Origin of the sequence: Bacillus timonensis (genome assembly GCF_004799755.1) — a bacterium.
In the GTDB taxonomy this organism is placed as follows: domain Bacteria; phylum Bacillota; class Bacilli; order Bacillales; family Bacillaceae_L; genus Ferdinandcohnia; species Ferdinandcohnia timonensis_A.
In genome coordinates this window covers 1-23291 of the sequence record NZ_SLUB01000010.1, presented here as the reverse complement: position 1 = coordinate 23291, position 23291 = coordinate 1, and the positions used below count along the sequence as shown (strand labels likewise).

Genomic DNA, 23291 nt, shown 5'->3' with positions numbered 1-23291 from the left:
TGAATTTTACGTAAAATTCACTGCTTTCCTATTGTATTTTTCACATCAGAAATGATGGATTCTATTAATGTTTTAACACGTTGATTTTTGGATAACCGTGGACTTTGTCCAGACCAAAGGGACATGTAGTCCTTTTTATTTTGTAAACCTGAAGCTTTTCGGATATCCTGCGTAAGTGCATTTTGAACCGGAAACTCAGGCAGATCTTTTTCGTTGTCCTGCATGCTTAAAATAAAGGGGTTGATGAGTCCTCGTGCCGGCTTTCCCGAGAATGAACGCGTAACTATTGTTTCGTCTTCGAAAGCATGAAGGATTGCCTCTTTATGTACTTGGTGTGCGCCACTTTCAATACAAGTTAAAAATGCAGTCCCCATTTGAACAGCCTGTGCGCCTAAGCAAATGGAAGCGGCTAAACCTCTTCCATCCATAATTCCCCCAGCAGCAATTACTGGAATAGTTACGTTGTCAGCAACCTGTGGGATAAGTGACATTAAACCGACTAGGTTATCCTGCTCATCATTCATAAAGCTCCCACGATGTCCGCCAGCTTCACTACCTTGAGCAACCACCATATCCATTCCCGATTTTTCAACTTCAATTGCTTCTTTAACCGTTGTTGCAGTCCCCATTAACACCATATGATGCTGCTTTAATTCCGCAACCACACTTTTGGATGGAAGCCCAAATGTAAAAGAACAAATTGGTACTTTTTCTTCAATAACAACTTTGATTTGTTCAGCATATTTTTCTAGTGCATCGTGAAAAGAAGGATGTTCCATATGGTTCTTTGGAGGTAAATTCAATTTTTCTCGAATCGGGTTTAGTAATTGATTAGCAGATTTGGCCTTATCTTCGTTAGCGTCAAATTTGTTCGGAACAAATAAATTAATTCCGATAGGCTTTGAGGTTAGTTGTTTTATTTCTCTAATTTGTTCGCGAATTTGATCTGGCGTCATATATCCTGCGCCAATCATACCTAAGCCTCCGGAATTTGAAACAGCAGCCACTAATTCCGAAGTTGTAATTCCACCTGCCATTGGAGCTTGAATAATGGGGTGTTCAATTTTTAATAGATTGGTAACTAAATTCATTAACACAACTAACACCTCCTCATGAAGAATAAAGTGGAGGGGATACCTCCACTCTAGTCCTAAAGTTTTGTTCCTTTTAAAACAACGGCTTCTCCTTGGAAGGAAATGATTGTATGATTCTCGATTTGAATCCGAAACTTTTGTTTGATTTTACTAGAAGCGTTTAGCATATAATCGGTTAATTCTGCTTTCTCAGAATCTGACAAATGCATACGGTCACACCAGCTCTCAAATTCAAAAGTCTTGTCAAAACGATAGAATTCTTGGATTTCAAATCCTTCATTTTCAAGCATTTGGAGCCACTGACTCTTTTTCCAAGCACGGAAATGACTGTAGTCTCGCTTTTTTTCTACCGTATTATAAAACTCATCAAATTCTTCGTTTTCAGGAGCAACATTATCATCTAACAAGAACTGCCCACCTGTTTTTAATACACGTGATACCTCGCTTACAAAGCTAGTGATGTTAGGAAAATGGTGAGGTGCAATTCGGCAAGATACGATATCGAATGTTTGATCAGAGAATGGTAGATTTTCAGCATCTCCTTCAACAAATTCAACATTTAGATGCCCATTTCCTTTAATAAATTTTTCCGCAGCAGCTAACATTTCAGGTGTTAAATCAAACGCTGTAACTTTCTCGACAAGAGGAGCAAGGGCATTTGCAGTATGTCCACCACCAGTAGCAATATCAAGAGCCAGTTCCGTGCCGTTGGCGTCTGCTAGCGCAATTAATGTTTCTAAATCTCCACCTTTTCGATGACCTTCACTTGTTACATAAGATGCTGCACTTCGACCAAATTGTTTTTTTACGTCATTTTTTATGTCCATTCCGTTTCCTCCATTCGCTCACTACCTTCATTTTATAGGAAATTTTTACATAAGGATATTATTAAAAGATTATGTAATGAGATAAGAAAAGGTTATGGAAGGTGAATTGAAATAACCCCACATATTAGTCGTGGGGCTCACTTAAGGTAAGGGCGGAAGGGAATTGGAAGATAAATTCGGTTCCCTCTCCCACTGTGCTTGTCACACGAAGTGTTCCTTTCATGGCTTTTACGATTCCGTAGACAACCATCATTCCTAGACCTGTACCTTTTGATCCTTTTGTAGAATAGTAGGGCTCACCAAGTCTATCAATCTGTGCCTTTGTCATCCCGATTCCTGTATCTCGAATGATAATGCTTACATTTTGCCTGTCATAGCGTGTTTCTATGTATAGTTGTCCGCCACCAGGCATTGCTTCGATGGCGTTTTTCATCACATTGATAAAGCATTGGTGGAACTTCTGGCGATCTCCTTGGATCGAACCAATCAATGCAAAACTTGTTATTACTTCCACGGAGTGCTGGTTCGCAGTGGGCCTCAATATCGAAATGACCTGTTGCAATTCCCGTTTAATTTGAAGAGTCTCCACCGTATCTAATGCAGGTTTTGAGAATGTTAAGTAATCTTGAATAACCCTTTCCGCAGATCTTAATTCCTCTTTAATAATTAATAGATATTCCTTTTGTTTATGGCGGGGGAGGCTATTAGCCATTAATAACTGTACAAATCCCATTGCAGCCGTTAAAGGATTTCTAATTTCGTGGGAAATCGCTGCACCCAATTGTTCGACGGCATGAAGTTTTTCAGATTTTACGATCGTTTGCCGCATGAGGATATTGTTTCGGAAAAATTCAGTTAAGTATGACATGATGCCTAATCCAATCGCTGGTATGACTAAATAAGCAAACCACGCATCGTAAAAATTGATAGGTGGTTTTGAAACGAGTAGCGATGAAGCTGTTAAGAGGGATAAAACAAATGTCACAAGTACCGAGACCCATACCCGTTTCATTGAGTGCTGTTTCCAAAACCAAGGATATAATCTCCACAAAATAATCGCGGATGGTAGGTAAAGAGCAATCGTCGCATAAAACCCAAAGTTAATGCCGTAGATTCCTCTAATAGCAATGACCGTTAAGCATAAAATCGGGCCAATCCCAAGATAAAGACCTCCTATTAAAACAGGAATCAGTCGAAGGTCAAAATAGTGTGTAGGGGTAGGTCGATAGGAAAATATAAAGCAAACCAAAATAAGGATAACTAATCCGATGTAAGCTTCCCATTTTGAAAGGGTAAGGTTTCTTTTTCGTTCAAACCATATTAAACCTATAAATGAAAGAATAATTAATAATGAAAGGTTAACCAAAATGTGCTTTGTAATTTCCATAACTCACCTTCCAAAATAGTATTAAAGTTTTATAATATATAAAATAGTTCGACATTATATGATAATTATAATATAGATTTCTCTTTTTTGGTTAATATAAGCAAAATTTTTGGCGGAAAACAGAAAAATGATCAGTAGAAATAGTACTTATTGCCCATCTTTCTTACGCTAGTAAACTACCCTTTTTTTAAAAAGTGGAATTTAATAGATCATCAAATAGGATAAATGCATATTTTTAAATATTGGTTATACTTGTGATAGAATCGTTTTAAATGAAAGGAAGTTGGCAAAGTGGAAGGGAAAACAGCATTAATCGCAGGGGCAACAGGGTTAATTGGAAATGAACTACTTCAGCTATTGTTGGGGGCATCTGAATATAAAGAGGTGTATGCCTTGGTTCGAAGCCCCCTTGAGATCCATCATTCGAAATTAACAGAGGTTATTGTTGATTTCGATCGTCTTGACGAATATAAGCAGTATTTTGCGGTTGAAGATGTGTTTGTCTGTTTAGGTACAACCATAAAAAAGGCGAAGACTCAAGAAGCGATGTATAAGATAGATGTGGATTACCCTGTTGAGATAGGGCGAATTGCGAAGGAGAGTGGGGCGAAGCATTATTTAGTGGTCAGTGCCATGAACGCGGACATCCATTCTAAAATGTTTTACCCACGGATGAAAGGGGAACTCGAAGAAAAAGTTCAGAAACTAGGCTTTGAAAAACTTTCGATCTTTCGTCCGTCCCTTCTTCTTGGAAAGAGGGACGAATTTCGCCTTGGAGAAGAATTGGCTGCTGTCTTGATGAAGGGATTAAAGTTTCTATTTGTGGGTTCCCTTCGAAAATATCGAGCTGTTGAAGGGAAAACTGTCGCAAAGGCAATGTACAAAGTGGCCCAAGAAAAAGAACAGGGAAAAATGTTTTTTGCTTCCGAAGAAATACAAGATATTGGAAAGTAAATTACGTTTTAACAGACGAAAAACAAGCTCGAAAAAAAACTGCTCAGTTTTGACCTGAGCAGTTTTCATTTATGCCAATTGATGTTCTTTTACGTAACGATTGTGTGGGTGTTCCTTACATTCTTGGCTGCAGGCTCTGTAATGTTCGTGCTCACAGTCCTCGCAAAGGAGAAGATGCTTGTTGCATTCTGGGTTTCCGCATTTTACGTAACGTTCTTCCGGTTTTCCACAGTGATGACATTTTCCAACGATTCTTTTTTCACCAGTACGGTTAACAGGTACTGAAATTCGTTCGTCAAACACATAGCATTTTCCGTCCCATAAAGCACCTTTAGCCTCTGGGTCATATCCGTAGGTGATGATACCACCTTCAAGTTGTGAAACATCTTTGAAACCTTCTTTTACAAGAAAGCCTGAAAATTTTTCGCAACGAATCCCGCCTGTACAATAGGTTAAGATTTTCTTATCCTTGTACTCACTTAAGTTTTCCTCCACCCATTTTGGTAGTTCACGGAAGGTCTCGATGTCGGGGCGAATCGCGCCTCTAAAATGGCCAAGATCGTATTCATACGTATTACGCGCATCAAGAATAATGACATCTTCTTGTTGCATTGTTTTAAGGAATTCCTTTGGAGGGAGATGCTTTCCAGTGATTTGATTTGGATTTAGGTCCTCTTCAAGACTCAAATTAACAATCTCTGGTTTTACCTTCACTTTTAACTTTTTAAAAGCATGTCCTTCACTTTTCTCGATTTTGAAGATTATGTCTGAGAAACGGGTATCGGTTCGCATGAAATCCATGTATTTTTCGGTTTGCTCCACAGTGCCAGAAACCGTACCATTGATTCCTTCTGTTGCAACAAGGATTCTACCTTTTAATCCGAGTTCAGTACAAATTTCAAAATGTGCATCTCTAAACGCTTGTGGGTCATCGATTTCGATGTATTTGTAATAAAGTAAAACTTGATAATCCAATTTTATTCACCTGTTTCATATAATGCTTTTTGCTTTTTCTTAAGTATGATATCAAAAATTTAGGTTCATGTTAAAGTACTTTTTATTTCCTGGTAACAACGATGCGTATTTAATACGAGTTGTTCCTGCATTTTGTGTTCATTCATTCCATACAATGTGGCAAGTTGATTCCTTATTTTCTCTAAAAATAATGGAGTAGTGGGTTGATTTTTAAATTCACCTTCATATGGCCACGGGCCATCAGTTTCGATTAAAAGCTGTGAAAGTGGAACCTGTTTTGCAAGCTTTTGATCACGGGTCCGGTAGCAAACTTCCGGTGTAACTGAAATATAATAGCCAGCATCCACAATTTTTTTCACTACATTCTCAGGGGCCTTTAGCCAATGGAAATGTGCAGTAGCCACTTGTTTCTGCTTGAGCAAGTCAAACACCATTTCTGCTTTATCGTGGACAGCATGCAGCGCGACAGGTAACTGATGTTGTACAGCAACCTGAAGGCAACGAGATAAAAATTCCCAATAGTGCTCGATTGAATAGGGAAGCTTTTCAAGATTGTAGTGTGGTAGCCCGATTTCACCGATTGCTACAAGCTTTTTCCTTTCAGATTGAACTAATCTCGTCCACTCTAAAAAATCCTGTTCAACTGGAAGTGGCTGTTCAGGATGAAATCCAACAGCAGCATGGACAAAGTTTGGAAATGTATCACGTAATTCAAGTGTCCGATAGGAGGAGGGGAGATCATTGGATACGGCAATGATTCCCTTAACTCCAGCTTCCTGCCATTTATCTATTTGTGCTGGAAGCATTCTTACTTCATATTGTTCTAGATGAATATGAGCATCAATCATGAGTTTCACCTTTTAGTGCGCTAATCTTATAAAAGGTTTCCTTACTAAATTCTTTAAAAGGCGAATCAGGCAGATGATCAAATAACTCAACTGCTTTTTTGGCTGCTACTAATGCCTCATCTATTTTTCCAACTTCAATTAGACACTGTGCGGTATAGGTCTCTTTTAAATAGAATTGAGACAAGTCAAAAGGGTGGTGATGATAGGATGGAATGGCCACTTTTTCAAAAAAATGAATGGCTTCCTCGTAACGCTTTAGCCCCTGTAATGCCTTTCCTTTTTCAAGATAAAACCATTCCCTTAATCGCTGCTGGTTAAATTCAGGGTTAGCTAAAAATTCATCCACCATTGTTAGGGCTTCATGATAATCGTGCTTCACCTCATTTAGGGATTCAATTTGAAAAAGTTTTGCTGTGATTTTTGCCATTTGGTCATCGGAAAAATCAGCATACTGATTCAATTTGGTTAGGTAATAATCATATTGCTCCCATTTCTCCGACATCATCGAATCAGCAGCAGCCAGTCGATATAGATCATCAATCCGATAAAATATTTTATTTTTTTGGGAGAAGGAAATGGCATCTTCCATGACCTTCTTTGCAGCTTCGGTATTACCTACCGCGAAATAGAAAATGGCCTCATTATAATCAAGGTCTAATCTTGACAAGGGATCAATATATGCATGATTTGTTTCTATTTCATTTCGTTCCCGTAAGATTGTTTCTAATGCTTTTTCATAATCATGGTCAATAAAATAAGCGAGGCAGCGAAATGATGCAATGCTCACTCTTTTTGTGGTGATATTCATTTGATCGTACAGATTTGCTGCTTGCTCTAGTGGTTGTTTCTCGGCACCTTTTTTTTCGAAATAAATACTGTATCCGTATAGCTCCAACAATCTAGCAGCTTCGTACCCCTGGTTTAATTGGGAAACATAAGGCTCAATAAGAGTTAGCAATTTCGTATATTTTTCAGGGTGCTCGTCGGAATCAAGCATAAATAGCTTTTCGGCTTGGTCCAATATGTCTTGTAATTCATCAAAATTCACGTCATTTAAAAGCTGCGCTAACTCAATGTCAAGTTGTTCTGCAATATAGGTTAAGCTCTCCATGGATGGATTTGCTTTGTTGTTTTCAATAAGGCTCAGCATACCCTTAGTCAGTTTTGTTCCTGCAAGCTCTTCTAGTGTTAATTTCTTTTGTTTGCGTAATTTACGGATGCGTTCACCAAGCATGTGAAATAGGCACTCTCCCTATTTTTTGTATTGTCCAGTTCCAGGCGCCATCGGCTCTTTGGTCTAAGCCAATCGCTTCTGAAGGTAAAGGGCACCTTCTGTCAGCGCTCGTCTTATGCTTGACTTGCACAGGAAGTGCTGACATCGACGTTCGCCACAGGACGTGGCGGTAGTTAGTCGATGTTCCCCAGTCGGGCGCCTTTCACTTTTCTATTTTTGTTTAATTATATTAAACTTTTTGTTGAAAAGAAAGTATAATGGTGTTATGATTTGTTTAATTAAATTAAACTTTTCCGTTAATGGAGGAATTTGCATGAATGAACAACAAAAGCTTAAAAGAGCAACGTATCATTTATTTACATTCACGATTAGTAAAATTATTTCCTCATTCGGCGCACAAGTTTACGCATTCGCCATAAGTTTTTATATACTTCAATTGACAGGCTCTGCAACAAGCTTTGCAACGAATCTCATTTGTAATTTATTGCCGAGGGCGCTTGTGGCACCGATTGCTGGTTATGCGGCAGACAAATATTCACGAAAAAAAATCGTGATCATCTCACAACTTGTGACGACGTTAGCGATTGTCGGGCTGCTACTTGTAAGTATGACCTATGGCTTATCACTGCTAGCGATTTACACGACAACGGTTGTCTTATCCATCGCGACTTCGTTTACAGGTGTAACCTTTACATCATCAGTTACAGGATTGGTTGATGAAGACCGCATCCAAAGAGCGATGTCACTTAATCAGATTTCAATGTCATTTGCAGCGATCGGAAGTCCTGCAGTTGGCGGACTCTTATACGGGACTGTATCGATGGAAGTATTTTTAGAAATGTATATTGCCGCTTCCGTGCTTGCTGTTCTTCTTGAATCAACAATGAATTTCAACTTATTCTCAAAACGAAAGGCGAAGGAAGAGCAAGATCAAAAAGAAACGATGTGGCAAAGCATGAAAGCAGGAATTGGCTATTTAAAAACAAAACAGGTACTTATGACGATGATTTGGATTTCATTAATTATTAACTTTTTATTTGGAGCGTTTGAGGTCGGTTACTCCTTTATCTTAATCGAAAAATTGAAGCTAGCTTCCCAGCATTTTGGTTTCACACAGGGCGCATTTGCGGTTGGGATGCTATTATTCTCGATTTACTTCTCGATTCGAAAAGAAGTAAAGTTCCCGTTTCTTGTATCTAAGCGCGGAATTATTGGATTAGGGATTATTATGGGAGCAATGGCAATTCCCTTAATGATTTCATTATCCTATTGGTCCATTTTTGCGTACTATTTTATCGCCATGTTTACATTCGGAGCTACCATTATTGTTGTCAATACACCAATCCAAGTGATGATGCAAAAAATGATTGATGATGATTTCAAAGGTCGTGTGTTCTCTATTTTAGAATCAATGGCTGTTGCCTTGATGCCGCTTGGGATGATTATTTTCGGTTATTTGTATGATGTCATGCCAGGTCAATATATTTTAATTACGTCAGCGGTCGTATTAATTGGGGTAGTGTTAGTCCTCGCAAGACCAAGTGTTGTCAGAGATGCCCACCCTGAATTAAAAGAGAAAAATGCTGTCGTTGAAAAAACAAGTACAGCACTGTAAACCTTTGGCCTTTCTCAAAAGTGGGGAAGGCTTTTAATGTGAATATAATGTGACAATGTGTCATTTTCAATTGACTAGTGACACCGTGTCATCTAAAATGTAAGTAGTGAGGTGACACGATGTCATGTTAAAGAATGAATCGAAAAATGATCTAAACAAATTGAAATTACGAAAGCTTGTTAAAAGGCTGCAAAAAATAGGTGTCAAAGCGTCAATCATAAAGAAACCAATTACATCTCATTAAGGAGACGAATGATGTCTGTAGGTATTAGAATGGAACAGCTAAAAGATATTAAGGTCGAGCTATTACGATTTATGATGTCGTATAAGTTTGCTCTTGAAGAAATGATGACGAAAATTAATATTTTAAAGCAGGAATTTAAATACATTCATGATTATAACCCAATTGAACACGTTTCATCGCGATTAAAGTCGCCGGAAAGTATTTTAAGTAAAATCGACCGCAAAGGGTATGACTATAACATTGATTCAATTAAAGAAAACATCCGTGATATTGCAGGAATTCGCATCACATGCTCGTACATCTCAGATATTTATAAGATCAGTGAAATGCTGCAACAACAAAAGGACGTTACAGTAATTGAATGTAAGGATTATATTAAAAATCCAAAGCCAAACGGGTATCAAAGTTTGCATTTAATTGTCCAAATCCCAATCTTTATGTCCGACCGAGAGGACCATGTTTTCGTTGAAATTCAAATCCGTACAATCGCAATGGATTTCTGGGCAAGCTTAGAACATAAAATTTATTACAAATACAATAAAGAAATTCCTCAGCATATGAAGGATGAATTAAAAGAAGCAGCCATCACTGCATCTCAATTAGATAAAAAAATGGAAAAGCTACAGCGAGAAATGAACAAGCTAAAAGAATCAGCAAAAGCGGAAGAGCTTTATAAAAATGATGATCGAATCCTTCTTCCATACGACTTTCTATCATTAGTCAAATAACAACCAAAAGGGAGAGGTGGAAGTGCCAAAACTTACTTTTTTTAATTTACCTGAGGATAAAAAACAAACGTTAATTGACGCGGCTAAAAAGGAATTTTCCAGTGCCCCTTTGTTTGACGCTTCGATTTCAAATATTATCAAATCAGCGGGGATCTCACGTGGCAGTTTTTATCAATATTTTGAGGACAAGGAGGATGCCTTTTTCTTTTTATTAGGGGAGTTTGCGAAAGAGAAGAAGTCAGCGTTTCTTTCCATGCTCAAAAAGTATGACGGTGATATATTTCAAACCTTTATCGACTTTTTTGAGTTGTTCTTAAAGGAAGATGAAAACCTGACATTTTTAAAAAATGCACTGCTCAACATGACTCATAAAATTGAGCTTACGTTTGATCGAATGATTAGTGATCATGAAATCAACGAAAATTTTAACATGCTATGCTCACGAATTAATATCAGTAAAATGAATGTTTCAGACGAGGTCGAGTTATTCCATGCTATGCAAATCATTACATCAGTCCTGTTACGCAATTTAATCCATGCGTTTGCCCATGACTTACCACGAGATGTGGCAATCGAAAACTTTATGACGGAAATGAATTTATTGAAAAAAGGACTTGTCCGCTAGGAGACTCCATTGTGCTCCTTTCGGACATTTTTATTTTTTTCGAGCCTTTTTTCAATAGAAATGAAGTATAATAGATTGCATTAACTATGGACTTCAGATTGGATGGGTGTGTGTGCAGAAACAATTTTTATACGGCATTCTGTTGTTTGTGATGATGGCATGGGGGCTAAATATTGTTGCGATTAAAATATTGGTCCAAAACTTTCCTCCGTTTACCATTACTGGTTTACGAATTCTAGCTGCTGGTCTCGTCATTTTTGTCTTTTTGTATGTAAAGAAAGATCTGCAAAAAATGAATCCGCATGAGTTCGGCTATGTCGCACTTAGTGCATTAACGGGAATTTTGGGACACCAAGCCTTACTTTCGATTGGCTTGGTCAATACAAGTGCTACAAACGGCGCATCCATTCTAGCCTTAATACCGCTTGTCACCAATCTTTTAGCGGTACTTTTTCTAAAAGCGAGGATGACATTTTTAAAAATATGCGGTGTACTCTTTGGTATGATTGGCATTTACTTTATACTGGTCCTCGGCGGTGGCTCTTTTACGGAGCTTTCAAACGGTGATTTATTTGTGTTTCTATCCGTCATTGCGCAAGCGTTAAGCTTCATTTTTATCCGAAAAGCATCCTATACATTGAACCCTAAAACGATTACGTGTTATGCGCTATTAATGGGGGCTGGGTTTTTGGTCATGTTAAGCTTTGCGGTAGAGGGTCAATCCATCCACCAAATTGGAGCTGCCCCATCTTATGTCTGGTGGGTTTTCATTGCATCTGCGATTATTTCGACTGGAATTGGAAACCTGTGCTATAATTTTGCGATTTCGCAGCTTGGTGCGGGTGAGACGGCTATTTTCTTAAACCTTTCGCCATTCTTTTCATTAGTTGGTTCGGTACTGTTTTTAAATGAAGCCTTCAAATGGATTCAGTTAGTTGGATTTATTTTAATTGTGATTGGTGTTTTATTAGGGACAGAATTATTTGAACGAAAACCCCGGGTTGAAAGACAAGTTGGGGTTTCCGTATCAAAATAGGTTGGTAGGGTCAGCTCTTTTAGTTGGGGCTGCCCTTTTTTTAGTTTTAGGGAAAGGAAATAATTTTCCAAAGACCCACACAAAACGAAAAAAGTGAGCTAAAATTGAAGAATAGACCAATCTAAAGGAGTGACGTACATATGGATTTGAATTTAGATGGAAAAACGGCCATTGTGGTGGCATCAAGTCAAGGACTTGGAAAAGCAATAGCAACACAGCTTGTGAAAGAAGGCGCAAATGTTATGCTCGCAAGCCGCAGCGAGGAAAAGTTAAAGAATGTCCAGTCAGAGCTTTCAGCATTCAACAAGGGAAAAGTCTCATATCTTCAAACCGATATCACCAATAAAGAGGATATCGAGGCATTGATAAAACATACTGTAGATATGTTCGGTACAATTGATATTCTTGTTAACAATGCGGGAGGACCTCCGGCAGGAACATTTGACCAGCTAGATGATGAAGCGTGGCAAGGAGCATTTGAATTAAATTTATTAAGTTATATTCGAATGATCCGTGGAGCACTACCTTATCTGCAAAAAAATGGGGGAAAAATCATCAACATTGCATCTTCATCCATTAAGATGCCACTTCCTGGCTTGATTCTTTCGAATACATTTCGCCTAGGAATTGTCGGGTTAGCAAAAACATTAGCCGACGAATTAGCTCCAGATAATATCTTGATCAACACAGTCGCACCTGGTCGGATTGCGACAGACCGAGTTGCACATTTGGACCAAGTAAATGCCGAGAAACTCGGAAAGCCGATTGAAGAAGTTGAGCAAATGTTCAAAGAAACCATTCCGTTAAAACGCTATGGCACGCCTGAAGAATTCGCAAACTTTGTTACATTTTTAGTATCAGATGCTAATACCTATTTGACTGGTCAAGCCTACTTGGTTGACGGCGGTATGGTGAAGGCGATCTAGAGAAGGAAGCCTGTTTCCCGAGGATTAGAAGGGAGGCAGGCTTTTTATGTTTTTGACTTTTAGAATCCGAGGCTGTGGTTCAAATAAAGGATGGTGAAAGATATTCCGTCGTTATCCTTTTCATCTCGGCTATGACGGGGATTTAAGGTGAGATTCTTCGCCGTTTTCCCCTTCATCTGAGCTATGAAGAGGATTTCAGTCGGGATTTCTCACGATTTTCCTTTTCATCAACGCAATGAAGAGGATTCCATGCGAGCAACCTCGCAGATTTCCTCTTCACCTGGGTAGAGATAACAATAAAAAAAAGTATCATTTTCTCAACTTTAGTGAGTAATGATACCTTTTTAATAAGGAGCATTTTCAGTGCACTATTGGCGATTGTCCGTTATTTAATTTCTCTCAAGCAAGGATGCTCCCGAAATCCCAGGTTCTGTCATTTCATAAGGGTTCAAAATTAAATCTAATTCCTCTTCCGTTAACACATCGTATTGCAAGCAAAGTTCACGTACTTGCTTACCATTAATAATCGCTTCTCTTGCAATTCGAGCAGCGACTTCATAGCCGATGTGTGGATTAACAGCCGTAATAATACCGACGCTTTTTTCTACATATTCCTTCATACGGTCCTCATTTGCTTTGATTCCTGTTAGACAGTATTCCGTAAATACATGAAAGGCATTTTTCATAATGCTCAGTGATTGGATTAAATTAAATGCTAATACGGGTTCCATTACATTTAACTCCAATTGACCTGCTTCTGAAGCTAAGCAGATTGTATGATCATTTCCAATCACTTGGAATGCTACTTGGTTAATCATTTCAGGCATAACAGGGTTTACTTTACCTGGCATGATAGAAGAACCCGGTTGTCTTGCTGGTAGGATGATTTCCCCAAGTCCGGCACGCGGTCCTGATGCCATTAACCGCAAGTCATTGGCGATTTTAGACATATTCATCATACTTATTTTTAATGCTGCGGAAACTTCCGCATATGCATCGATATTTTGAGTGGCATCGACGAGGTGTTCTGCACCAACTAATGGAAGCCCCGTAATATCAGCTAAATGTTTGACGACATTTTCAATATAACGAGGGGAAGCATTAAGCCCCGTTCCAACCGCAGTTGCTCCCATGTTCACCTCGTACAAATGCTGGCGAGATTGTTGAATACGCTTTATATCACGTCCAACAACTCGAGCATATGCAGCGAACTCTTGTCCAAGACGAATCGGTACGGCATCCTGAAGATGGGTTCTGCCCATTTTGATAATATGATCAAATTCCGTTGCTTTTTGCTGAAAAACATCTTTCATATGTTCCATCGTTTTAAGCAATTTCTCAACTAAATTGAGTGTGGCAATATGAAGTGCTGTTGGAAACGCATCATTTGTAGATTGGGACATATTTACATGGCTGTTTGGGCTTAATTCGTAATATTTTCCTTTTTCATGTCCAAGTATCTCAAGTGCACGATTCGCAATGACTTCATTTGCATTCATATTAATCGATGTCCCCGCACCACCTTGGATGGGATCTACGATAAACTGGTCATGCAGTTTTCCATTTATGATTTCATCAGCGGCTTGTACGATTGGTTTGCCAAGCCCTTCATATAAATGCTGTACATCCATGTTTGCTAATGCCGCAGCTTTCTTAACCATTGCTAATGCGATAATTAATTCCTCATGAATCCGGTAACCGGTTAGCGGGAAATTTTCAACTGCCCGAATGGTTTGAACTCCATAATAGGCATCAACCGGAACCTCTTTTTCTCCAAGAAAATCTTTTTCAATACGATATTGACCCATGACGTTCTCTCCCTTGTACATATGCATTCAAGTTATCTATTATTTTTAAAAAGATGGATACAAATCATCCATCCCATTATATCATTTATTTTCTTTTTACAAACTAAAACGCTTTCATCATATTGAATTTCTATTAATTGGCAGTAGTTGAAGGGGAAATCAACAACGAAAGAGAAGGCACGGCGGAGTATCAAAATGTAATACCAGTTGAAAGATATATAAGTTAACGAAAATGAAGAAGCCTATCGTCAACGTGACAGGCTTCTTACGCTACATCAACTCAATTTCCAAAGAGCTCACTTGTGAAACAAGTAATTCTTCATATTGCTTTTGGGCAAGGTACATCATTTCTTGTTCATTGACATTTGGGTTTTCCTTTCGAACTTTTTCAATTACGTCAAATTGTACTTTTTGAGAAAGGACGATAAGCTTATATTGCTTTTCTTGAGTCTCCCAAAATTTGTCATCACCATATTCTTTTATCATGTTTGTCGCTACTTCGTATCTTTCATACTGGTCACGAACCGAATTAATCTCAGCTTTGATTTCATCTTCAGAAGCTGTATGTCCTTTTTCAAGCCCTAACATGGCAATTGAACGTAATCGAATGATCTGGGTTATCAACTGATTTTTGTCGTCGTTCATTTTTTCTTGTGAATCCCAGTGTGCGAGTGCTTCATCAAGTTCCTGACCTTTCTTTGTTTTTTCGTCCTCAACCCGGTTTATGGCAATATGCAATTTATTGATAAAACGGTAAAAATCAAGATCCTCTTCTGTAATCCATTCACCATTTATCGTGGCAACTCCTTTTGCCTCACTTACGGTATAAGAGAGAACCTTCTCAAGCTTCTTCCCATTTTGATTGATATTAAGCACAATTTCCCAATCTCCCGCCATGGGCAACTCAATTTTGCCGCCATAAAGTCCGTTAGCTTCTTCAGTCAACGTAAGCGTATAGGTTCCATGGTCCATATTTGCCATTGAAAATTCAGCATCAATTTCTAAATCAACCACTGGTTTACTTTCTTCTGTAATTTGAACCTCAAATAGAGCCTCTTTATTTTCAATATAATAGAGTGGTTTATTTACTTGAACTTCCCAATTATTCGAAGTGGCACAACCAGTTAAACCTAATAAAAGGATAGAAAAGCAAAGTGCTAGGTATCTTTTCATTTCATGAGTTCCTCCAGTATTTGGTTTTGTGAAAATTCAGCGACCGTGAATTTTTGAATCGTATGATTATGAATAAGGGCTACATGCGTACAAATTTGCTTAATTTCGTCTAAATGGTGTGAGGATAAAAGAATGGTTTTTCCGGTTAAATTCTTTAAAATCCGAAGTATTTCTGTCCGTCCGATTGGATCAATTCCGCTTGTTGGCTCGTCAAGGATTATAATAGTTGAGTCCTGATACAAGGTAATAGCGAGACCCAAACGCTGGAGCATGCCTTTTGAATAATTTGAAATTGTGACCTGACGATCTTCCCAAAGCCTTACCGACCTCAATAACTCCTCTATTCTTTTTTCATTCGCCGTTTTTGAAAGGGTCTTTGCAAAAAAGAGCATATTCTCATACCCAGTGAGGGAGGGGTAAAGCATAAATTTTTCAGGTAAATAGGCAATTTTACCGGATGTCCCTTTTTTATGAGAAATAATTGAACCGTTGATTTTAATGATTCCTTCTTTTACAGGTAACAGTCCGAGTAAGCTATTAATTAATGTAGATTTTCCAGCGCCATTTCGACCAACGAGGGCACAGATTTCCCTTGCTTCAATACGTAAGCTAACGTTATTTAATACTAGATTCCTCCCATAGGACTGACTGAGGTTTTCAATTTCAATCATGTTGAACACTCCTTCGATTTAGGAATACAGCAAGGGTAAAAGAGAGACAGAGTAATACGGCTAGATTTCCTAAAAAGAAAAAAGTAGGATTTGTCCACATAAAGGATTGGAGTAATTTAGACATATGCCCAAAAGAAAACACTCCTACCCCTGTCTCCAGGAACATTCTTGATGCCTGCAAAGGATTTAAGAAATAAACCATCGAAAATAGTTTTACATTTTCATAGCTCACAGATGGAAGAAATGATAGCAAAATAAAGTCGTGAATAAAGAAAAAATAAAACCAAATGAAGATGGAGTAGCCAATCATTTGCATTTTCGTATGGCTCATACAGCCAATTAGAATGCCAAACTGTGTAAAAATTAAGCAAAGACTACATATGGAAACAACAAAAATGGCATAACTTTTTAGGTCTACTTGAAACATAAACTTCGTCGGTACAAGGTAGAGGAAAAACCAAGATACGATTGGTACGAGTAAAACGGAATGAATCGCGATGCTCTTTTTAAATAGGAAGCTTGAATAGGGAATATTCCTTGTTAATAGCATCACTAATGTCTTTTGTTCTTTTTCCTGAAAAATCGAAAAGGCACCTAAAAATAGACAAAAAATGGGTATGAAATAGAGCAACGTTTCAAACAGGTTAAGAAGGAGAACATAAATACCTTGCTCAAATGAAAGAGAAGACGATTTGAACAACGTACTAATCGAGATAAATACAACGATTATAAAAGAAAACCATAAGCCCTTACTTCTTATATGTTCCTTCCATTCCTTCCAAATAAAGTGCATATATGAAATCTCCTTTTTCCAAAAATCACCGCTACCAGAGCAACTGTTACCACCATCCAAATCCAACGAAAGCCGAATGTAGCTCGCTGTACAATTGGAGAGGCGTCCTCAAACATGACTGTTTCATTATGAAGAACAAGGGCTTGAATTTTTTCGTAAATGATGATAGCCGGACTTTTTAAAAATAAATAGGTAAGTTCCTGCTCCTCTATTAGCTGGTGTAAGGAAGAATAATAGGTAACAGATTGATCGCCCACTCCATTTTGATCAAGGTCTGTAAGTGGGAAGGAACTACCCCAGTCGTTTCCAACCCCATCTTCACTCCAGCTGTTTTGTCCCTGGCCACCGAGAGTAATGGCCGGAATCGTATTTTCATCAATTTGGTTTATAGTAAAAATCTGTTCATTTGAGCTTGCCCAAAGCTCAATTCCAATTTGGTTTTTTACTAACTGGTTATGGCGAATCACATTACCTGTTGATTGATCAATATAAAGTCCTCTTTGGTTCATAAAAAACGTATTATCTGTAATCGTTCCTTGATTAGAAGAAAGCAACAATAAACCAAATGAACGATGGCCGTAATTAAAAATAAACTGGTTGTTTGATAGGGTTAAGCCATTTGAATGCATAATCGCTGCGCCACCGGTATTAAAGGTGAAGGTATTATTCGAAAAACGATTTGAATCGGAATACATGTAATGAAGTCCGTATCTTGTTTTGCTAATTTCGTTGTGGGTAATGTCATTTTCATTCGCATAATCAAAAAACATTCCGTCTCTTGTTCCTTGAATTTTATTATTTTCAAGCTTGTTGCGATTAGAATAATAGACATGCAGACCATTTCCTTGGCTTGCTATTTCCCCATTGCCAAGTCCGAACATGCGACAATTTTTCACGACATTGTCGTGGGCCTGGCTTAAATAAATCCCATGGAAAGAATCACGAGTTGTAATATCATCAAGCACATTATTATCGGTGTATACCTTGATGGCTGCATATTCTTCTGAGGAATTCCGATCCATGCTTCCATTCCTTACTGTCAAATGGGAAAGCTTCACATTAGGGGCATGGATAGAGATTACATTTCCTGTACCGTCACCTTTAATAATCGTTTCTTTTCCTCCCACAATTTCCAGCGGCTTTGAAATAGTAATATTCCCTTCGTAAATTCGGTTCTCAAGATTAAGAACAGTGCCTTCCTCAGCGGAATCAATTAGCTCCTGCAGTGGATTCTCTGCGAAACTAAGACTTGGAAAGCAAAATAAAAAGACTAAAAGAACGAACAATAGCTTTTTCATTTTACGCGATCCTTCCATAAAGGAATGAGTAGTAAAAGAAAAGCGGCAATAAATAGATAGGTACCCATACCTAAGTGACTATAGGTAACAAAGTTCGCTAATGTGTTCTCACCGATAATCGGAGGAACAAATGGATCTACCTTGATTGGAGCCATTGGGTCTAAGTCTGTTCCAAAAGCTTTTAGCCATCTATGAACATCCCAAATTCCAAGTAGGCCACCTATGGCAACTAGTGCAATTACTCCATATAGCAAAAGCTTTCGGCGAATCAGTGCGGTTATCAACACTAATGCCGCTAAACCACTAATTAAATAGGGGAGGAATTGTAGTTCTGGGAAGTTTTCTTCGCTAAAATTTTTCATTCCGATATAATGGTTGAGCCCATTGACAATATCGATTTCACCTTCTAGGCGGTCCGGATGTACGATGATGTTTAACCCTTCTGGATATTGAGGGGCGAAAAACTCCATTCGCCACCAAGGGAAAAACAGAGACACGACAATTAATCCAGCACTGCCAAGGAGTAGTAAAGCTGAAAGAGGGGAAAGTCGTTTTGCATTCATAGAAAACACGCCTTTCATGTGCAAAGAGAGGGGTCCCATGAAAGATCCCCTTTCTTCGCACGTTTTTTTGTCTTAGTTAGTCGGTTTTACAAGGAAATAACCAGTCATTTCTTGGTGTAGGGCAGAGCAGAAGTTTGTACAATAGAGCGGGAATGTACCAGCTTTATCTGCCGTAAATTCAATTGTATTCGTTTGCCCTGGTTGAACTTCCATATTTAAGTCATAACCGTTAATTGCGAAGCCATGGGTAATATCTTGGTCAAAGTCGATATTTGTGAGATGGATTATGACTTTGTCCCCTTGATTTACTTCGATTTGGTCAGGTCGTTTCGCATTTGCGTCAAAAATAAACTTAGATCTCATCGCAATTCCATAAACATGAACTTCGTTGCCTTTTCGTACGATTTTAGTTTCTTCTTGCTTATATACAGCATCAGGGTTATTCTCATCCTTTGGATAAACAGAAATGGTTTTGATTTTATCTGCCTTAATCATTTGTGCATAATGTGGTTCAGGGTTAACTGGTGCTGACTGAATCACTTCCATTTTGTCGCCTGTTAAGTCAATGAGCTGCATGGATTCTGGATGTGATGGTCCAACAGATAGATAGCTGTCTTTTGCAATTTTGTTTAAGGCGATGATGTATTTACCATCCGGTGCAACTGTATCTCCTTCAGCTGCAACAGAATGTCCTGGTGAATATTGAACGGGGACACGATCAAGCGTTTCGCCTGTATTTGGATCCCACTTCACAATTTCTGAAGAGATGAACATGGTTGTATAAGCCATTCCCTTGTCATCAAATTGAGTATGTAATGGTCCAAGCGCATTCTCTGGATCTACTTCTCGCTCCATAACAGATTCATATTTTAATACAGGGATTCCGTTTCGTTCGCCTGAGAAGTCCTTATTTTCAATCGCTTTAAAAGCTTTTTCAAAAGAGAACACAGTCATTGAAGGTGCGAGTTTACCAGATGCGATAAAACGAGTACCATCTGGTGTTACATCAACACCGTGCGGCGATTTTGCAACTGGAACGAGATAGATGCCGCCTTTATGTTTTTCTGGGAAAATCATCTTCTGACCAGTAACCTCATCATAATTGCCGTCTTTTACGAGCTGTTCGAGCTCTTTCCAATTAAATAGAACAATATAATCACGGTCTGCTTGTGAAGCATTGATTTCTAGATTTGTAGTTGCTTCTTCTGTGTTATAGGTGGTCATTACAGCCCAATCAGCCGACATTTTTTTACCAGCATCTGAGAGGTCATATGACCATGGCGGTAAAGCAACCTGATAGGCGATGTTTAATTTTTCGTTTTTTTCATCAAATGTAACTGCAGACATTACTCCACGATACTTTTCACTGTACTCATCGAGTGGTGCATAGTCTCTACCAATTGGTACTGCAAAGCGGGTAGGGAGGAACATGTACTCAGTGTTGGAAGTGACAAATGCTGCACAGTGTGGACCACTTGTATTTGGTACATCAATAATGTCTCTAGTTGTAAACGTTTCTAAATTCATTACTGCTGCACGGCTATTACCTACATCCGTGGCAAACATATATTTACCATCATAGTCACCGTCTGTTTCTGAAAAAGCCGGATGGTGCAGATCGCCCCATGTATAGTCACCTAATAATTCCTTTGTATGTGTATCCCAACCGTAACCTGTTGCCGAATCAAGTGAAAAGACGGGGACAGTTCGGATATGGCGCATGGACGGAACACCGTAGATGAACATTTGTCCAGAGTGCCCTCCTGATGCGAATAGGTAGTACTCATCTTTTTCTCCAAATGGAACATATACTTTTTCAGCATTGCTTTTTATAGTTGCATCTGATGCTTCACTTCGAGTATTAGAGGAGAAATCTCCGAAAAATACGGTCGCAGCAACTAGACCCGCAAGTAATCCCGAAGTGGCAGGAATCCATTTTTTCATACTCTTACCCCCTTAGGTGGTTCTCCACCCGAATAAATGATTAGTTTGATTCAGAAGCTTTTTTTAACGCATTGACGATATTTTCAATTTCATCGTCAGCTAATGGATTTCCACTAATGACGCCAGACATAACTGCTGAAGTAGGTTCTTTTAAGAATTCATTAATGGGTTTGCCGTGTTTGCTCTCAACATTTTCATAGGCAAATGTAAGGTCTGGACCAGTCGCGCCGCCTTGAAGATTTAATCCAGAAACGGAGTGACATCCTAAGCAGCCTTTTGACTGAAGTAACTCAGCTTCAGCAGATACGGTTTCTCCAGTAGTTTCCTCAACCGCTGTTTCTTTTTCAGGATTAGTAGATTTTGGTTCTTCATGAGCAGCAACTTGAGTTGTTTTTTGAGAGTCGTTTGCAGGAATGATCTCAAACCCAAGATAGCCAAGCCCTAAACCTACCAAAGCACTGACGATAAAAATAAGAATCGACTTATTCATTGTTTTCCCTCCTTTGATAAAAAATGGAAAATTACTTTATCATCGTACCATCGTATTTGAGTTCTCAAACGGGGAAGATGTGAAGCTTATGTGAAGAGAATTTTAGCAATTTGTGAACTTTGAAATTCCTGTGAAAGGCAGCTGGGATTGTTGGTATAGCAAGGTTTTTAACCGTGTAAATATTGGAAAGGTAATGAAGGGAAAATAGCATTTTCACAATGTCGAGGTTGGAAATGAGTAGCTCGGTTCTTGTCCGGACTAAATGATAAACATGCTGAATAGGATGATACTAAGTATTCTGAAACTTTTCTCGCACTTATTCGTAAGTAAGGGTAACAGCAGGTTGAGGAAGGGGATGAAAAAATGGTACGACACATGACATATGCGCTTCTGATTACTGCCGTAGAGGTAGCGGTCTTGCTTGGGATTTCCCTTTATTTCGATGCAAATATGTTAACTACCATGTTTTTCGGCTCTTGTTTCTTTATTCTAGTTGCATTCCTAATGGGCTCCTCAGGCGATATTTTTACAAAAAACTCTGAGGTTGCCGTTTTTAATTCATTTCTAGGAAGCTATAAACCAAGACATGAAAAAGCAAAACTAACCATCAGTCCATTTTTAACGGGATCGCTTCTTTGTCTTGTTGCGTACTTTGTAGCGGACTATTTTCTGTGAAAGCTAGTTATTTCTAAGCACCTTTCCATTTGGAGGGGTGCTTTTTTACATGTATCCATTGCGAACTCCCGAATCTAAATGGATAATTTAAGCAGAAAACTTTTTATTAGATTTAAATCCCTTTACAAATCTTTTCGTCTTACTAACTGAGGTGGTAAAAATGCCCGAGGATCAGGAACTGATTGAGGAAATCTTGCAAGGTAGCCAAGCGGCGATGGAGGTACTAACTAGGAAGTAGATGTAATAAAGGATACTTCCGAAGGCAAATCCTCAAGACTTGATCTCCTGGTAACAACCTCAAAAGGTGATAAAATTAATGTTGAGATACAACTTGAAAATCCATACAATATGCCCCAACATATGCTTTTTTATTGGGGGAAAATATTCACCGCATCACTCCAAGAAAAAGAAACTTATGAAGAACTCCCTTGTGACCATTGTTCTCTCCATTTTAAATTTCTCTCTTTTTAAACAAGAAACCGATGTATTTCATTCTAAATTCCAAGTGCTAGAAACAACTAAATATATTCAATTTAGCGATAGACTTGAATTTCACACATTCGATTTAAAGCAATTCATGGTACAATGGAGGCAATATCGCAGACACTGGAATACAGATACAAAAGCTGTTCCTTGGCTATTATTGTTAACAGCTGCAGATAATCAAAAGGATACAGTGGATACGGAAATTCTCGATGAATTGGAGGAATGGGCGATGAATTACGAAGAAGTAAAAACAGCCCTTAAAGAATGGGAAAAACTAAGCGTCAACAAAGAAAATCGAGCGGAATATGAATGGCGTTTGAAAGAATTAAGGGACCAACTGAGTAGATTAAAGGGAGCGAAGGAAGAAGGGATTGAAATAGGTAAAGAAGAAGGTGTGAAGGAAGGTAGGGAGCTCGAGCGACACGTTATTTTAAAAAATATGATATTGGAGGGTTTTGATGTAACAGTCATTTCAAAGGTAACAAAGATTCCTGTGGAAGAAGTGAAAGAATTTAAGAGAAGATTATAATCTTGGGTTATAAAGATTAATTGACAAAATGAAAGAATGAATGAGTGGTAATGAGTGATGAAGGCGAAAGTGATTCAAAAAAATGCCAGAAACCCTCTTCATAGACGCGATGAAAAGCAAAGTGACGCAAAAAAATGAGGGGAACCCCCTTCATAGAGGCAATGAAGACCCAAACGGAGCAGAAATGAGTCAAGTCCTAAATTTTGTGTAAAAGTGTCAAACAATGATAATCGACTTATTTAAAAAATTTGTATAGTGATCTACAATTATTTCGAATTTACATTGAGGGGTGGGCATGATAGCCTGGAGGGCAAGCCAGGTGTTGTTAAACTCCTGGCTTCCTGGCTTTACATCATGCCCGCCGGAGG

Annotated in this window: 23 protein-coding genes; 9 read left to right on the top strand and 14 right to left on the bottom strand. The window is 38.5% G+C overall.

Annotation, left to right across the window (positions count from 1 at the left end; genetic code table 11):
- Positions 1-17: 17 nt before the first annotated feature.
- The 3 genes from E1I69_RS07930 to E1I69_RS07920 all read right to left on the bottom strand — a co-directional run bounded on the left by E1I69_RS07930 (position 18) and on the right by E1I69_RS07920 (position 3308).
- On the bottom strand, positions 18-1097 hold the full coding sequence (locus E1I69_RS07930; RefSeq protein ID WP_136379073.1) for an NAD(P)H-dependent flavin oxidoreductase: 1080 nt from the start codon (positions 1095-1097) through the stop codon (positions 18-20).
- 53 nt (positions 1098-1150) lie between these two features.
- Positions 1151-1921: a class I SAM-dependent methyltransferase gene (locus E1I69_RS07925; protein ID WP_136379072.1), complete on the bottom strand. Its 771-nt coding sequence runs from the start codon at positions 1919-1921 to the stop codon at positions 1151-1153.
- A gap of 124 nt (positions 1922-2045) precedes the next feature.
- Entirely contained in the window at positions 2046-3308 is a 1263-nt protein-coding gene (locus E1I69_RS07920) for a sensor histidine kinase (RefSeq protein WP_136379071.1), read from the bottom strand.
- A 291-nt stretch (positions 3309-3599) separates the two neighbouring features.
- Between E1I69_RS07920 and E1I69_RS07915 the strand changes: the two genes are divergently transcribed.
- Positions 3600-4262 carry an oxidoreductase gene (locus tag E1I69_RS07915; RefSeq protein WP_136379070.1) on the top strand — a complete coding sequence of 221 codons (663 nt, stop codon included), beginning with the start codon at positions 3600-3602 and terminating at the stop codon, positions 4260-4262.
- Positions 4263-4331: 69 nt separating this feature from the next.
- On the opposite strand, the gene E1I69_RS07910 is transcribed toward E1I69_RS07915, so the two are convergent.
- The 3 genes from E1I69_RS07910 to E1I69_RS07900 are packed head-to-tail and all read right to left on the bottom strand — an operon-like array spanning position 4332 to position 7319.
- Entirely contained in the window at positions 4332-5243 is a 912-nt protein-coding gene (locus E1I69_RS07910) for a rhodanese-related sulfurtransferase (RefSeq protein WP_242634559.1), read from the bottom strand.
- Between the two features lie 59 nt (positions 5244-5302).
- Positions 5303-6085 carry a TatD family hydrolase gene (locus tag E1I69_RS07905; protein WP_136379068.1) on the bottom strand — a complete coding sequence of 261 codons (783 nt, stop codon included), beginning with the start codon at positions 6083-6085 and terminating at the stop codon, positions 5303-5305.
- Complete coding sequence (locus tag E1I69_RS07900) at positions 6078-7319, bottom strand: helix-turn-helix domain-containing protein (protein WP_136379067.1); 1242 nt, start codon at positions 7317-7319, stop codon at positions 6078-6080. Before E1I69_RS07900 ends, E1I69_RS07905 begins: the two co-directional genes overlap by 8 nt.
- A gap of 313 nt (positions 7320-7632) precedes the next feature.
- Between E1I69_RS07900 and E1I69_RS07895 the strand changes: the two genes are divergently transcribed.
- The 5 genes from E1I69_RS07895 to E1I69_RS07875 all read left to right on the top strand — a co-directional run bounded on the left by E1I69_RS07895 (position 7633) and on the right by E1I69_RS07875 (position 12493).
- Positions 7633-8934, top strand: coding sequence for an MFS transporter (locus tag E1I69_RS07895; RefSeq protein WP_136379066.1), 1302 nt, complete (start codon positions 7633-7635; stop codon positions 8932-8934).
- 273 nt (positions 8935-9207) lie between these two features.
- Positions 9208-9906 (top strand): GTP pyrophosphokinase, encoded by a 699-nt coding sequence (locus E1I69_RS07890; protein WP_242634558.1) that lies wholly within the window; start codon positions 9208-9210, stop codon positions 9904-9906.
- A 22-nt stretch (positions 9907-9928) separates the two neighbouring features.
- A complete protein-coding gene (locus tag E1I69_RS07885; RefSeq protein ID WP_136379064.1) occupies positions 9929-10531 on the top strand; it encodes a TetR/AcrR family transcriptional regulator in 603 nt (200 codons plus the stop codon).
- Between the two features lie 112 nt (positions 10532-10643).
- Entirely contained in the window at positions 10644-11567 is a 924-nt protein-coding gene (locus E1I69_RS07880; protein WP_136379063.1) for a DMT family transporter, read from the top strand.
- A 140-nt stretch (positions 11568-11707) separates the two neighbouring features.
- Positions 11708-12493 carry an SDR family oxidoreductase gene (locus tag E1I69_RS07875; RefSeq protein ID WP_136379062.1) on the top strand — a complete coding sequence of 262 codons (786 nt, stop codon included), beginning with the start codon at positions 11708-11710 and terminating at the stop codon, positions 12491-12493.
- A gap of 389 nt (positions 12494-12882) precedes the next feature.
- On the opposite strand, the gene aspA is transcribed toward E1I69_RS07875, so the two are convergent.
- From aspA to E1I69_RS07835, 8 genes are all read right to left on the bottom strand, one after another.
- A complete protein-coding gene (gene aspA, locus E1I69_RS07870; protein WP_136379061.1) occupies positions 12883-14301 on the bottom strand; it encodes an aspartate ammonia-lyase in 1419 nt (472 codons plus the stop codon).
- 270 nt (positions 14302-14571) lie between these two features.
- Entirely contained in the window at positions 14572-15474 is a 903-nt protein-coding gene (locus E1I69_RS07865) for a FixH family protein (RefSeq protein WP_136379060.1), read from the bottom strand.
- Entirely contained in the window at positions 15471-16145 is a 675-nt protein-coding gene (locus E1I69_RS07860) for an ABC transporter ATP-binding protein (RefSeq protein WP_136379059.1), read from the bottom strand. The genes E1I69_RS07865 and E1I69_RS07860 overlap by 4 nt, the downstream gene beginning before the upstream one ends.
- Positions 16138-16938 (bottom strand): ABC transporter permease, encoded by an 801-nt coding sequence (locus tag E1I69_RS07855; protein WP_136379058.1) that lies wholly within the window; start codon positions 16936-16938, stop codon positions 16138-16140. Before E1I69_RS07855 ends, E1I69_RS07860 begins: the two co-directional genes overlap by 8 nt.
- Complete coding sequence (gene nosD / locus E1I69_RS07850; RefSeq protein ID WP_136379057.1) at positions 16902-18236, bottom strand: nitrous oxide reductase family maturation protein NosD; 1335 nt, start codon at positions 18234-18236, stop codon at positions 16902-16904. Before nosD ends, E1I69_RS07855 begins: the two co-directional genes overlap by 37 nt.
- Complete coding sequence (locus E1I69_RS07845) at positions 18233-18799, bottom strand: hypothetical protein (RefSeq protein ID WP_136379056.1); 567 nt, start codon at positions 18797-18799, stop codon at positions 18233-18235. Before E1I69_RS07845 ends, nosD begins: the two co-directional genes overlap by 4 nt.
- Positions 18800-18871: 72 nt before the next feature.
- Entirely contained in the window at positions 18872-20743 is a 1872-nt protein-coding gene (gene nosZ / locus E1I69_RS07840) for a Sec-dependent nitrous-oxide reductase (RefSeq protein WP_136379055.1), read from the bottom strand.
- A 40-nt stretch (positions 20744-20783) separates the two neighbouring features.
- Complete coding sequence (locus E1I69_RS07835; protein ID WP_136379054.1) at positions 20784-21233, bottom strand: c-type cytochrome; 450 nt, start codon at positions 21231-21233, stop codon at positions 20784-20786.
- A 363-nt stretch (positions 21234-21596) separates the two neighbouring features.
- On the opposite strand from E1I69_RS07835, the gene E1I69_RS07830 reads away from it, so the two are divergent.
- The 3 genes from E1I69_RS07830 to E1I69_RS07815 all read left to right on the top strand — a co-directional run bounded on the left by E1I69_RS07830 (position 21597) and on the right by E1I69_RS07815 (position 22923).
- Complete coding sequence (locus E1I69_RS07830; protein WP_136379053.1) at positions 21597-21908, top strand: hypothetical protein; 312 nt, start codon at positions 21597-21599, stop codon at positions 21906-21908.
- Between the two features lie 243 nt (positions 21909-22151).
- Positions 22152-22379: a PD-(D/E)XK nuclease family transposase gene (locus tag E1I69_RS25450; protein ID WP_431731869.1), complete on the top strand. Its 228-nt coding sequence runs from the start codon at positions 22152-22154 to the stop codon at positions 22377-22379.
- Positions 22324-22923: an Rpn family recombination-promoting nuclease/putative transposase gene (locus tag E1I69_RS07815; protein WP_161974858.1), complete on the top strand. Its 600-nt coding sequence runs from the start codon at positions 22324-22326 to the stop codon at positions 22921-22923. Before E1I69_RS25450 ends, E1I69_RS07815 begins: the two co-directional genes overlap by 56 nt.
- Positions 22924-23291: the final 368 nt, after the last annotated feature.

What these genes read in the sequence shown, in the direction of transcription:
- E1I69_RS07905 (WP_136379068.1), bottom strand. Translation starts at nt 6,085, where the DNA reads ATGATTGATGCTCATATTCATCTAGAACAATATGAAGTAAGAATGCTT.
- E1I69_RS07920 (WP_136379071.1), bottom strand. Translation starts at nt 3,308, where the DNA reads ATGGAAATTACAAAGCACATTTTGGTTAACCTTTCATTATTAATTATT.
- E1I69_RS07815 (WP_161974858.1), top strand. Translation starts at nt 22,324, where the DNA reads ATGAAGAACTCCCTTGTGACCATTGTTCTCTCCATTTTAAATTTCTCT.
- E1I69_RS07830 (WP_136379053.1), top strand. Translation starts at nt 21,597, where the DNA reads ATGGTACGACACATGACATATGCGCTTCTGATTACTGCCGTAGAGGTA.
- E1I69_RS07835 (WP_136379054.1), bottom strand. Translation starts at nt 21,233, where the DNA reads ATGAATAAGTCGATTCTTATTTTTATCGTCAGTGCTTTGGTAGGTTTA.
- E1I69_RS07875 (WP_136379062.1), top strand. Translation starts at nt 11,708, where the DNA reads ATGGATTTGAATTTAGATGGAAAAACGGCCATTGTGGTGGCATCAAGT.
- E1I69_RS07925 (WP_136379072.1), bottom strand. Translation starts at nt 1,921, where the DNA reads ATGGACATAAAAAATGACGTAAAAAAACAATTTGGTCGAAGTGCAGCA.
- aspA (WP_136379061.1), bottom strand. Translation starts at nt 14,301, where the DNA reads ATGGGTCAATATCGTATTGAAAAAGATTTTCTTGGAGAAAAAGAGGTT.
- E1I69_RS07855 (WP_136379058.1), bottom strand. Translation starts at nt 16,938, where the DNA reads ATGCACTTTATTTGGAAGGAATGGAAGGAACATATAAGAAGTAAGGGC.
- E1I69_RS07890 (WP_242634558.1), top strand. Translation starts at nt 9,208, where the DNA reads ATGGAACAGCTAAAAGATATTAAGGTCGAGCTATTACGATTTATGATG.
- nosD (WP_136379057.1), bottom strand. Translation starts at nt 18,236, where the DNA reads ATGAAAAAGCTATTGTTCGTTCTTTTAGTCTTTTTATTTTGCTTTCCA.
- E1I69_RS07865 (WP_136379060.1), bottom strand. Translation starts at nt 15,474, where the DNA reads ATGAAAAGATACCTAGCACTTTGCTTTTCTATCCTTTTATTAGGTTTA.
- E1I69_RS07895 (WP_136379066.1), top strand. Translation starts at nt 7,633, where the DNA reads ATGAATGAACAACAAAAGCTTAAAAGAGCAACGTATCATTTATTTACA.
- nosZ (WP_136379055.1), bottom strand. Translation starts at nt 20,743, where the DNA reads ATGAAAAAATGGATTCCTGCCACTTCGGGATTACTTGCGGGTCTAGTT.
- E1I69_RS07845 (WP_136379056.1), bottom strand. Translation starts at nt 18,799, where the DNA reads ATGAATGCAAAACGACTTTCCCCTCTTTCAGCTTTACTACTCCTTGGC.
- E1I69_RS07860 (WP_136379059.1), bottom strand. Translation starts at nt 16,145, where the DNA reads ATGATTGAAATTGAAAACCTCAGTCAGTCCTATGGGAGGAATCTAGTA.
- E1I69_RS07900 (WP_136379067.1), bottom strand. Translation starts at nt 7,319, where the DNA reads ATGCTTGGTGAACGCATCCGTAAATTACGCAAACAAAAGAAATTAACA.